The following is a 12,513-nucleotide window of genomic DNA, read 5'->3' on the forward strand; positions in this document are numbered from 1 at the left end:
AAAGTGGATTTGTTACAAACCATGTCCCTATTTCTTCCGTTCCAACTTTTCCAATTTTTTGCCCTCCTTCAGGAGATTCGTATTCAACTTTTCTATTTTCTTGTTCAGTTTTTCGATATCATTTGGGGAGAGCTTCCCTTTTTGGATGTCCTTTTCCATTTTTCCCTGAATGGAAGTTAACTGCCTTTCCATTTTTGCAATACTCTTTTCCGTGGATGCTATTTTTTTCTTTAGCTTTTCCGCTTCTTCCGCCTCCTTTTCAAGACGTGCTTCCTTTTTCTCCTTTTTTTCCCTTTTATCGACCTCTCGCTTAACTTCCTTTAATTCCTTTTCCCGCTCCTTTTCCAAAACGGTTTCGGTAGATGTTGTTACTTCTTGGGCGGATAGGGAAAAACAGGATACCAAGAGTAATAAAAGATATGTAAAACTAAATTTCATTTTTGTAGTCATTTATTGCTTTGTATGGAATTTAAAAATAAATAACGTCATTTGAAAATAAGCGGATGACTACTTTTGAAATGATTATTTTTGCAGCATGAATAGAGACGAGACCATTGTGGCACTGGCAACCGCTTCTGGGGCGGGAGCGATTGCTATTATAAGGGTTTCAGGAATCGATGCCATAGCCATCACCTCCAAACTTTTTAAATCCATACACGGGAAAAATCTGGAGGTCCAAAAAACCCATACCGTTCATTTGGGCCAAATAGTGGACGGCGATAAAATCCTAGATGAAGTCTTGGTCACTATTTTCAAGGGCCCACACTCATACACAGGTGAAAACGTTGCGGAAATATCGTGTCATGGGTCCCCGTACATACAGCAGGAAATCATACAACTTTTTTTAAGGAATGGCTGCCGAATGGCCAAAGCCGGAGAGTTTACACTACAGGCTTTTTTAAATGGCAAAATGGATTTGAGCCAAGCGGAGGCCGTAGCCGATTTGATCGCTTCGGACAATGAGGCCAATCATCAAATCGCCATGCAACAAATGCGGGGCGGGTTCAGTAACGAAATTCAGAAGTTGAGGGAACAACTGTTGAACTTTGCTTCCTTGATAGAACTGGAGCTGGACTTTGCAGAAGAGGATGTAGAATTCGCCGATCGCACCCAATTTAAATCCTTGGTCAGTCGGATTCAAGAAGTATTGAAGAGGCTTATCAATTCTTTTGCAGTGGGCAATGTCATCAAAAATGGTATTCCCGTGGCGATTGTTGGCGAACCCAATGTGGGCAAATCCACACTTTTGAACGCACTTTTAAACGAAGATCGTGCAATTGTATCGGAAATAGCAGGTACTACGAGGGACAGCATTGAAGACGAAATTACCATTGGGGGTATTGGTTTTCGGTTTATAGATACGGCCGGTATCAGGGAAACCGATGATATCGTGGAAAGCATCGGCATAAAAAAGACATTTGAAAAAATTGAACAATCACAGGTCGTTATTCTACTGGCGGACGGAAGTACTTTAAATTCTGGTACTTCCTTAGATGAAAAACTCAAACAAATACAGACCGAGGCAGAAAAAATCAGGAGCAAACATCCGGAGAAACCTTTTTTGCTGTTGATCAATAAATCGGACCTCCTTAGGGACGAAGCAAAAGAATGGATACAGGAAACCTTGGGGGATGCCCATTTCATTTCGGCGAAAACTGGAAAAGGTATTGAAGAAATACAAAATCAACTATTGAAATTTGTAAATACGGGAGCCCTAAGAAACAACGAGACCATTGTAACCAACAGTCGCCATTATGATTCCCTTTTAAGAGCTTTGGATTCCATTGAAAAAGTCCAAATGGGCCTATCGGAAGAACTTACCAGTGACCTTATGGCCATAGACGTAAAGGAAACCCTATACCACTTAGGGGAAATAACCGGGGAAGTTACCAATGATGAGCTTTTGGGAAATATTTTTGCGAATTTTTGCATCGGTAAATAAAGGCAAAAACCGGCTTGCACTAATTGTCGATATCAATAAAGCTATTGACCGAGGTATACAGTTTGAATGTGTCGAACAACTTGTTCTGAAATTTTCTGGCAATATCAGGGTCGTTGAAAATCCAGGCTTCTGCTATGGAAGGTGAAAGCACCAATTCGCCTAGAAGATACTCCACGAAATAGGAGCCTGATTCAGTAAGCAGCACAAAGTTAGGTCCGGTACATTTCACAATTAGGTGATGTCGAATACTTTGAAAGTAAAAATAATCACTTTCCCGTAATTATCCACATAATAGAATTAGAATTTCCGATGACTCAACCACTACGCTAATAAAAAGGACCCTTTCAACCGATTTTCATTGAATCCGCTCCTATTGTCGCTATCTCAAAAACGACTCGCTATCGTCGAACCTAACAAAATGGCAGGTATAACCATTGGGGTTTTTCACTAAGTAATCTTGATGATAGTCTTCGGCAGGCCAAAAGGTGGTCCATGGTTCCAAGGTAGTTACCACTTTGGATGGCCATTTCCCCGATTGGTTCACCACCTGGATAACTTCCTCAGCTTCTACCCTTTCCTCCTCGTTTTGATAGAAAATAGCCGACCGGTAACTGGAACCCCTATCGTTCCCTTGGCGGTCTACGGAGGTGGGGTCATGCATCCGAAAGAAAAAATCCAACAACTCCTTAAACGAAGTTTTTTGTGGATCGTAGGTAATCTCTATACCCTCCGCATGTCCCGGATGATTATGATAGGTCGGGTTTTCGTTCTCACCACCTTGATAGCCCACCTCGGTATCCACTACCCCGGGTCGCCGTCTGAAAATGTCCTCCATGCCCCAAAAACATCCTCCCGCTATATATGCTTTTTTATACTCCTTCATAGACTTTTTAATAGCTATTGTAAATAGATATTTACAAAGATACGGCCCATCTGTAAATTTTAGTCTTCCAATTATTTTTGGTCAAATTGAAAACGTGTAGCCACTTCCCTATCCTTTTGGGTCCATGGGCTTTACCATATTAATAAAATCCACGACCTTTGCTGCGGACATTTCACAAGGTTTCAATAACTCCTTTTCTTTTGTCATATAGTAATTGAGACTTATATAATCGCTTCCTCCCAATTCCTCGGCAAATAATTTAAAGGATTTTCCCTGATTGAAGGTACTCTTACTTATACCATATTTTTTGCCTTTATACATTCCTTCGGAATAGCCCTCCGGAAATTTTTGAAAATTCATATCATGTATTTTAGGAACTGCATGAGAGCATGGAACAACCGGCCTTGTGTCGGGCCCAATCAGGTCTTTTGGCGAACCATTTTTCCCTTTCAGGTTGCTCATCATAGGGCTTTTTGAGCAATTGAAACAACTCGTCAACCAAGGTATAATCCCCCGTATCCGCTGCATCGATGGCCATTTGGGCCATATAGTTACGCAACACATATTTCGGGTTCACCTTATTCATTCCACCCTTTCTTTGGACATCGGTCAATGCTTCTTGCTGCAGCCGGTTGCTATAGTTCAAGAACCATTGTTCCCATTGTTCCTGTACCTTGCCCTGGATTTCATCGGGAAAATAAAAGGCTTCCTGTACAACTTCGATTCCGGGGATACTTCCATCCTTTTTATAGTTCGCCAAATACCTGAAAAAAATGGTCATATCGGTTTCAGAAACCTGTAAAACGGCCTCCAAATCGGTAATTAAACCAAAATCCTCCTGCTGCTGGGTTTTAAGGCCTAATTTTTTCAGCATCATGGCTTGGTAGGCTTTTGGATACGCCTCCTTATATTCCATTAAAATTTTCTCCAAAGGTTCTGCCTCGTCGATTAGGGGATACAGCGCATTTGCCAATTGCAAAAGGTTCCACAATACGATCTGAGGTTGTGCGCCAAAGCGGTATCGCTTATGGGTACGGTCTGTGGTATTGGGCGTCCACCCGTGGTCATACCCCTCCAACCATCCGTATGGACCGTAGTCGATGGTAAGTCCTAGGATGGACATATTATCAGTGTTCATAACCCCATGCACAAAACCTACGCGTTGCCAATGGACCACCATGGCGAGACTTCGGTGCGCCACTTCTTGAAAGAATCTGAGATAGGTTTCCTTTGAAGGAGCACCCAAGTGCGGAAAATGATGTTCAATGGTAAAATCTACCAGTTTTTTGAGAGTTTTAACATCACCTCTAGCTGTAAATATTTCGAAATTCCCAAACCGGATAAACGATTCCGCTACACGACAAACTATGGCACCTTTCTCGTTTTCAGGGTTGCCATCGTAAAGCATATCCCTCAGGACCATGTCTCCACTCAGCATGAGGGACAAGGCCCTAGTGGTGGGAATCCCCAAATGGTGCATGGCCTCGCTACAGAGATATTCCCTAATGGAGGACCTAAGTACGGCCAGGCCATCGGCCGATCTAGAGTATGGAGTTTCCCCCGCGCCCTTCAGTTGTAAGGTCCAGTTCTTTTGGAGATGTTCAACTTCGCAGAGATTGATGGCCCTTCCATCGCCTAACTGGCCGGCCCAATTGCCAAATTGATGCCCCCCATAGCACATGGCATAGGGTTGCGTGCTTGTAAGTATTTCAGCTCCTGAAAATACATTTAGAAATTTTTCCAAGGTTGCAATGGTGGTATCCAATCCCAGGATAGTAAGCATTTCCGGACTAACATGTACCAAAGAAGGGTTACTGGGCACCTTTGGCTTTACAAATGAAAAACAAGCTTCCGTAACCTGACGCCGCGCAGTATCCGTTCTAGTATCGGCAGGAAGTTCCTTATTGAACCTATCGATAATTTTCAGTTTTATATCCATCATAGTTACCTCAGTTCCTTGATACACCAAAAATACCAAGGTTGGCTAATATATCCGAAAAGTATTCCTGTTTTGATTAATACCGATAAAATAAATTATAGTAACAGATTTTGGTTTTTGAATTCCATCGAAAAATACGATGCGTTTATAAATGAGCCGATTAAAAATGGTGGCAGCATATATCCATGACTCAAAAGTCCAGCTAATGATTTAACAACAAATGGTACGCTTTCCCAATGTAATATTTTAAATTGAAACGATACTTAAAGCAATACTTCTTTATAGAATATACCTTTACCCTATAAAATAAGGAATTGGAATTACTATGGTTTGAATACAATTTTAAAATTCTTGGGGATTCTTTGTACTTACCCATAGAAATGAAATATCTTCACATCATCAAAAGAATCAGCCCGCTATTTTTAAAAAATACATATTTCGGTATTTTCGAACTAAAAAAATCCCTTAACCAATCAGATGTTCAGTTTTTTTACAAAGAAGCACTTTTTGATAGACCGTTTGGAAGGATTCGTGGATATTCACAATCACATTCTGCCAGGTATTGACGACGGCGCAAAAACGGTCGAGGATTCACTGGCCCTTATTACCGGTTTCAAAGAATTTGGTGTGACGGATTTTATCTGTACGCCCCATATCATGGAAAACTACTATCCCAATACGCCGGACACCATCAAGAATTCCTTGGCCCAGTTGCAGCAGGGTCTAAAAGCGAACGATTTAAACCACGTTCGTGTAGAAGCTGCTGCGGAACATATGATCGATTCGGGCTTTGAAGGGAAATTGGAAGAAAACCGCTTCATGCCACTTGCAGAAAGCTATGTCCTCATAGAAATGTCCTATTTGCAACCTTCCTTGAATCTATTCGATATGGTGGAAAAAATCTCCGAAAAGAGCCTCTACCCTATTTTGGCCCATCCGGAACGCTATAATTTCCTTCACGGAAAGCTAAAGTCCTTTGAAGAGTTCAAAAAGAAGGGTATGCTACTGCAATTGAATATCTTGTCGGTATCTGGGTATTACGGCAAAGAGGTCCAAAAAACGGCCTTGTCCCTATTGAACAACAACCTCTTGGATTTTATTGCGACGGACATCCATAACCTCAAACAATTAAGTGCCTTAAAGGAAATGGAGCTAAAGCAGTCCGTCATAGATTCATTGCTTCCTATCATCGAAAGGACAACCTACAATTTTAGAAGTTAATAGGTACGCTAGGACATTTTAGGTGAAAGGGAAATATCCTTCGAGATTTTAATATTCCAAGTTTCAAGTTTCAAGTTTCAAGTTTCAATAAAAAAAGAACCCCGTTTTTAGGTCTTGACCTAAAAACGGGGTTCTTTTTTTAAATTAATGGGTGTGGACACCCTTGATTGCAGGGGCAAGATTTATTTCTGAATTCCCCTACTTAAAATTTCCACCACTTCTTAGTGGTTTTGCTATAGCCATAGCCATATTTTCCGCCATATCCCAAGTTGTCCAAACTAACATCGTTTACGACAAAAGATAGGTTTTTCAGTTTTCCTTCCTCAAGCAATTGAAGTGGAAATTCAACCGCCTTTGTTTCGGTAACCCCAGCTCGTGTAACATACACAAGATGGTCTGCATACGGAGTAATCAAAAGTGTATCGCTCACAACCATCAGCGGTGCGGTGTCTACAATGACATAATCGTACATACCTGACACATAATCAAAAAGTTCCTCTACCCTCGGGCTCATTAATAATTCAGCGGGGTTGGGAGGTATTTTACCGGAATAAATGACATCTATAGTATTGTGGTGTACCAACATTGGATTGATAATATCCTTTACCTCAATTTTATCATTGAAAATAAACTCGGTGAGACCTGCATCCTTGTTCTTGCCTGCACCGCTTTTCATTTTATCAACGGAATCTCCGGTAAAAAAAGAATAGAACTTAGGGTTTCGTATGTCCGCGCCAATTAACAATACCTTTTTATGGGTGCTAGCCAAAATCATCGCCAAATTGGTAGAAATAAATGTTTTTCCTTCCCCGGGTACACTCGAAGTAATAAAAACCTTATTGTTTTTACCTTGTATTCCTTCTTTTTTGGATTTTATAAGATAATCTAAATTGGTTCTAAAAATTCGAAGCGACTCCGCCAGTACGGAGCGATCATCCTTTGTGATTAATTTGGCGTCTCTTTTTCCTAGTTTTGGTAATTCCCCCAATACCGGTACATCTTTGGTAATATCCTCAAGACTATGCTTATTATGTATTTTATTATCCAAAAGATCCTTGGCATAAATTAAGCCAAAGGGAACTAGAAGACCTAAAATTATGGATGCTAGATAGGTAATGATTTTCTTGGGTTTAACAGGCTCCAATTGTTGTAAATGGGCTTGATCGATGACTTTAGATTTTGGAGAACTAGATGCAAGTGAAATCTGTGACTCTTCTCTTTTCTGTAACAAATAAAGAAATAAGGATTCTGTTGTTTGTTGCTGTCTTTCAATATCCCGTAATTGTCTAGAAGTACTAGGGGCGGCATATATTTTAGAGTTAATACGGGACAATTGTCCCGACAAGTTATTAACCTGTAAACCAAGGTTTCTTTCAACACCTGACAAACTAGATTGTATTGTTTCCTTAAGACCAGAGAGTTGTTCATCCAAATTAACTATAATGGGATTCTGTGCATCAGCACTTTTAAGTAATCGCTTACGTTCTAACGCCAACTCATTATATTTTGCTGTAGCACTTGCAATACTCTGATCACTAAGTCCTACATTAGCAGGAAGGACTTCAAATCCACTTTCATCAGATAAGTATTCTCGCATACCACTAGCAATATTTAACTGAGTTTTTGCATTATCCAATTCTTGACGATTAGCAGCACTCATATTCAAAGCAATATTGGATTCATTGGCTAAATCGGTGATACCCTTTTCTGTTTTAAATTCTTGGGCATCCTGATCTACGGAACTCAGTTCGGACGAAATATCCAAAATCCGCTCATTTATAAAATTGGAGGTTCTATCGGCAATAATTTTCTTATCTTCAATTGCATTCATATTGTAGACAGAAACCAATTCATTGAGAATGTCAATTGCCTTCCTAGGAATTGGGTCTGTCAATGATATAGTTATAAGATTAGACAAATCTCCAGCGGGCTGGATAATTGTTTTTGATTGATATGATTCCGCAACTTTAAAAACTGGAATAAAATCAATTGAAATTTTTTTATCCAAATAGCCAGAGAGTATTTGTTCATTTGGTGTGACTATTAAGTCACCATATGGTGTATTAATATTTTCTCCATAAGTGAAATTTTGAATAGGTTCGTCTTCAGAAAGTGTAAAACCAAAGTTAGTTTTGTCAATTGGTTCAATAAAAAAAGTAAACTCTTCCTGATTTATTAAGGAATCGTTTTGAGTGAAATTTAAATTAAAAGGCCTCACTTTATAGATTTCCGAACTTTTCAGATTACCAACAACTTTGAACTTAACATTTAATTTTAAGATTTTTACTACCTCAATAAAATTAGATCGAGAATTAAGTATTTCAATTTCATCTTCAACTCTATTTTTTCCTCCCTTACCTAATATTTGAAGGTCATTAAATGCTGCTAGTTCGGAAGAGGCATTCTGCTCTTCTATAATATGAATTTTGGCTTGAGCTTGATATTCTTCTGTTGCATATCTAAGATATAGTATTGCAAAAAAAATGCTCATAACCACACCGAGTAGAAACCACTTCCATCTCTTGGTATAAACTTTTAATAAATCTCCAAAATTATCTTCATTCATAAATTAAGATATTGAATTAAATTGAAAATTGACTTATGCAAACTTTATTGCTATAATCTAGTAATAAGTAAAATTGTAGAAGTAATAAGAGTAGTACCGATGGATACCCAAATTGATGCCCTATTGTCCAAAGCAGAAGAAGTTACTGCTGATTTATTAGGCTCTACATAAATAACATCATTCTGAGTTAAATAATAAACTGGGGAATCTAAAGCGTCCTTTTTAGTTAAATCTATCCTATGGTATATTTTAGTTCCATTAAAATCACGAATGACTAATACATTATCCCGTTTACCCTTAATCGTTAAATCTTTGGCCAAACCTAGAGCTTCCAGAATTGTTATTTGTTCCCCAACAACAGGATAAGTACCTGGTGAATTTACTTGCCCTAAAACCGTTACTGTAAAATTCTTAAGTCGTATATTAATTATTGGATCTTTCAAATATGGAGTTAATCTATCCTTTAGCAATTTCTTTGTCTCTTGAGGAGTCAAGCCTACCACCTTAACACTACCAATTACTGGGAAATCTATTTCGCCGCTTTTATTCACTATATAATCTATCTTTTGAGGATTTATTCCGTTTTCCCTCGTACCGCTAAATAAATTAAATGGCATACTTGCATCCATATCCAATGTTGAAACATGTATTTCTATAAGATCATCCACTTTAAAAGTCTGCAAATGAGAATTCTCACTTACCTTAGTTTCATAGTCCCCAATACCTTGAAAATATACTACGTCCTTCTTAGAAGCACAGGAAATAAAAAAAACAAACAACAAGAAAATTAACAACCTGTAAAATATTGAATTTTGTTTGAGTATCATATTTTTGGAAATAATTTTGAAAGATAATTAACTTTTTAGAATAGGAATAGGAATTAGAATTTAACAACTTTTAATTGACGAGAAGTTATTTCATCATTTTTTTCTTTTGAATCTAGATCACATAATTTTGAATTTTGAGAGATATATTCAGGTACAATTTCTTTCATCAATTTCACGGTATTGCCGTTGAAAAACATATTCGTAATACAAAGTTCATCGATTTTAGAACGCACTCTTCGGTAATCAATTTCCCTAACCTTACTTATCTTTATTTTATCGTGATAGGTAGGCAACGTATTCTCACCATTGGCCAAAAGCTCTTCATACAATTTTTCACCAGGTCTTAACCCCGTGATTTTAATATCTATATCCTCTGGATAACGCAATCCGGATAATTTAATCATGTTCTTTGCCAAATCATAAATTTTTACGGACTCACCCATATCAAAGATAAATATTTCCCCGCCTTCGCCCATGGCCCCAGCTTCTAAAACCAATTGAGAAGCTTCCGGTATGGTCATAAAATAGCGTGTGATATCCTTATGTGTAAGGGTTAATGGCCCTCCTTTTTCAATCTGTTTTCTAAAGAGGGGTATAACCGATCCATTAGATCCCAAAACATTCCCAAAACGTGTGGTAATGAATTTGGTTGTGCCCTCCTGTTGCATACAACTTATGTACATTTCTGCAATACGCTTGCTTGCCCCCATTACATTGGTTGGGTTGACGGCTTTATCCGTCGAAACGAAGACAAATTTTTCAACGCCATGGATCAAGGATAAATCTACAATAGTCTTAGTTCCTGCAATATTAATCTTTATAGCTTCATAAGCGTTGTATTCCATTAATGGAACATGTTTATAGGCGGCAGCATGAAAGACCAAGTTTGGTTTATACTCCTCGAACAATTGGTTCATCCTGTTCTTGTCCCTAATATCACCTACAATGGGTATAAAATTATGAAATCCGTTCTGCTTCAATTCTTGTTGCAAATCGTAGAGTGCGGATTCAGCTTGGTCTACTACAAGGAGTGAATTGTAGCCATAATTACAGATTTGACGCACAATTTCGCTACCAATGGAACCGGCTCCCCCGGTTACGAGGATAGTTTTATTCAAAAGGGCAACCTCTATCTTACTATTTTTTATTTGAATTGGAGCACGATCTAGCAAATCTTCAATTTGAACCTGTTTTATCTGTGATACTTTTAGCTCACCATTGATCCAATCCTCTATAGGGGGAACAATCTTTACGACTATCGGGTAATCAACAAGACCCTCTACGGTTTTTCTTAATTTTAGGGAATCAATATTCTGTATGGAAAAAATAATTTCGGAAATATTATTTTTCGCAATAAAATCTTCGGTCAGGGTTCTTCGAGCATAAACGGGGACTCCGTTAATTTTTTTTCCAATTTTCTTTACATCCCTGTCAATATACCCAACGACCCTGTATTCGCTTTGCGCATGACTTGTAATGGCACCATGGGTTAAAACACCGGAATCGCCAGCACCATAAATCAAAACATTCTTTATTGCCTTATTGCCCTGATGCATTCCATTATAGATGGACTTAAAAACAAAACGGGATGCAGTAAGACCTATAAAGGTTATAAGACTGTTGATGATTATTATTGAAAGTGGTATGGTAAACAAATCCAAAACCCCGTATAACCTATTGCTGAGCACTATGAAAATAACCAATATGCTTGATAGGCAAACGGCGTTAAATATGTTATATACATCACGCACCCCAGTGTGTCTTACAACTCCTTTAAAAGAACCCACCATCAAAAAGGAAACAAGGGAAGTTAGCAGTACCAATGGCAATTGGAACAAAAGATTGGAAACTTCAAAATCCAGGGTTAGGTTAAACCGAATAAGATAGGACAATACAAACGCAAACGCAACCGTAAAAAGATCTATGGCCAAGACCAACCACTTGGAAGCGTATCGTTCGGCATTATAGGTAATGTACTTTTGAATCATGATAAAACATTTTTAATGGTAGCGACAACCCGCTCCAAATCTTTTTGTTCCAAATTGGACCCACTAGGTAAACATAATCCCCTGTTAAACAAGTCCTCGGAAGTACCATCCAAAAATTGCTCACATGTGCTAAATATGGGCTGTAAATGAAGGGGTTTCCATAAGGGTCTGGATTCAATATTTTCTTCCAATAATGCGTTTCTCAACATTTCCCGCATATCATAACTGGAAGTTAATATACAACTTAACCATCTATTGGAAAAATAATCCTTTGGTTCGAACAAAAAATGGATATCTAAACAGCCTTCTAAGGCCTGAACGTAGAAATCATGATTTTTCCTTCGCGCTTTCACCCTGTCACCAAGAACTTCCATTTGCCCTCTTCCAATTCCTGCGAGCACGTTACTCATTCTGTAATTGTAACCCACATGGCTATGTTGGTAGTGCGGGGCATCGTCCCTGGCCTGGGTCGCCAAAAATATGGCTTTGTCCCTTATTTCTTTATCTTTGGATACGAGTGCTCCCCCACCGGAAGTTGTTATTATCTTATTGCCATTAAAGGAAAGTATACCAATATTACCAAAGGTACCACAGGAAATCCCTTTATAGGAACTCCCAAGAGCCTCTGCACTATCCTCCAAAATAGGTATCTGAAACTCATCGGCAATTGCCCTAACCGCCTCTATTTTATAGGGCATACCGTATAAGTGAACGGCTATGATGGCTTTGGGCTTTTTATAATTTTTAATACGATTTTCAATAGCTTTTCGCAATAATTCAGGGTGAATGTTCCAAGTGTCCGTTTCGCTATCTACAAAAATAGGTTTTGCACCGAGGTACATTATAGGATTGGCAGAGGCCGAAAAGGTAAAACTCTGACATATTACTTCATCCCCAACACCTACTCCCAAAAGCTTCAGTCCCAGATGAATGGCTCCAGTTCCAGAACTTAAGGCTGCGGCATATACCCCCTGGCCCAATTCAACCTCAATGGCTTTTTCAAAAGCGTTAACATTGGGGCCCAAAGGAGCGACCCAATTAGTATCAAAAGCCTCATGTATATAGTTTAACTCATTACCGCCCATGTGCGGGGAGGAAAGCCAAATCTTTGTAGGTACTTCTGTAGTTTTCAAAATGGTTGTTTAAT

General features: G+C 38.8%; 11 protein-coding genes. 2 read left to right on the forward strand and 9 right to left on the reverse strand.

The annotated features are described in order from the left end of the window. Positions 1-27: 27 nt before the first annotated feature. Complete coding sequence (locus BFP75_RS21010; protein ID WP_123803519.1) at positions 28-438, reverse strand: hypothetical protein; 411 nt, start codon at positions 436-438, stop codon at positions 28-30. Between the two features lie 97 nt (positions 439-535). Here BFP75_RS21010 and mnmE point away from each other — a divergent pair, with 97 nt between their 5' ends. Then, the gene (mnmE, locus tag BFP75_RS21015) at positions 536-1,942 is read left to right on the forward strand and encodes a tRNA uridine-5-carboxymethylaminomethyl(34) synthesis GTPase MnmE (RefSeq protein WP_099547276.1); all 1,407 of its coding nucleotides are present in this window, start codon (positions 536-538) and stop codon (positions 1,940-1,942) included. Between the two features lie 19 nt (positions 1,943-1,961). Here the strand turns inward: mnmE and BFP75_RS21020 are convergent, their stop codons facing one another. From BFP75_RS21020 to BFP75_RS21035, 4 genes are all read right to left on the reverse strand, one after another. Beyond that, positions 1,962-2,171 (reverse strand): hypothetical protein, encoded by a 210-nt coding sequence (locus tag BFP75_RS21020; RefSeq protein ID WP_240531863.1) that lies wholly within the window; start codon positions 2,169-2,171, stop codon positions 1,962-1,964. 150 nt (positions 2,172-2,321) lie between these two features. Next, the gene (msrA, locus tag BFP75_RS21025) at positions 2,322-2,825 is read right to left on the reverse strand and encodes a peptide-methionine (S)-S-oxide reductase MsrA (RefSeq protein WP_099547278.1); all 504 of its coding nucleotides are present in this window, start codon (positions 2,823-2,825) and stop codon (positions 2,322-2,324) included. A gap of 108 nt (positions 2,826-2,933) precedes the next feature. After that, positions 2,934-3,185, reverse strand: coding sequence for a peptide methionine sulfoxide reductase (locus tag BFP75_RS21030; protein WP_099547279.1), 252 nt, complete (start codon positions 3,183-3,185; stop codon positions 2,934-2,936). 10 nt (positions 3,186-3,195) lie between these two features. Next, positions 3,196-4,767 (reverse strand): protein adenylyltransferase SelO, encoded by a 1,572-nt coding sequence (locus BFP75_RS21035; protein ID WP_206073588.1) that lies wholly within the window; start codon positions 4,765-4,767, stop codon positions 3,196-3,198. Between the two features lie 474 nt (positions 4,768-5,241). Between BFP75_RS21035 and BFP75_RS21040 the strand changes: the two genes are divergently transcribed. Continuing rightward, entirely contained in the window at positions 5,242-5,985 is a 744-nt protein-coding gene (locus tag BFP75_RS21040; RefSeq protein WP_099547280.1) for a tyrosine-protein phosphatase, read from the forward strand. 202 nt (positions 5,986-6,187) lie between these two features. Here the strand turns inward: BFP75_RS21040 and BFP75_RS21045 are convergent, their stop codons facing one another. Genes BFP75_RS21045 through BFP75_RS21060 form a run of 4 tightly spaced genes read right to left on the reverse strand, consistent with a single transcriptional unit; the run spans position 6,188 to position 12,451 of the window. Continuing rightward, complete coding sequence (locus BFP75_RS21045) at positions 6,188-8,551, reverse strand: GumC family protein (protein WP_099547281.1); 2,364 nt, start codon at positions 8,549-8,551, stop codon at positions 6,188-6,190. Positions 8,552-8,601: 50 nt separating this feature from the next. Further along, on the reverse strand, positions 8,602-9,378 hold the full coding sequence (locus BFP75_RS21050; protein ID WP_099547282.1) for a polysaccharide biosynthesis/export family protein: 777 nt from the start codon (positions 9,376-9,378) through the stop codon (positions 8,602-8,604). 53 nt (positions 9,379-9,431) lie between these two features. Continuing rightward, a complete protein-coding gene (locus BFP75_RS21055; protein WP_099547283.1) occupies positions 9,432-11,366 on the reverse strand; it encodes a polysaccharide biosynthesis protein in 1,935 nt (644 codons plus the stop codon). Continuing rightward, the gene (locus BFP75_RS21060; protein ID WP_099547284.1) at positions 11,363-12,451 is read right to left on the reverse strand and encodes a DegT/DnrJ/EryC1/StrS family aminotransferase; all 1,089 of its coding nucleotides are present in this window, start codon (positions 12,449-12,451) and stop codon (positions 11,363-11,365) included. Before BFP75_RS21060 ends, BFP75_RS21055 begins: the two co-directional genes overlap by 4 nt. Between the last annotated feature and the right edge of the window lie 62 nt (positions 12,452-12,513).

It is taken from the genome of Maribacter sp. 4G9 (assembly GCF_002742265.1).
Taxonomy (GTDB): domain Bacteria; phylum Bacteroidota; class Bacteroidia; order Flavobacteriales; family Flavobacteriaceae; genus Maribacter.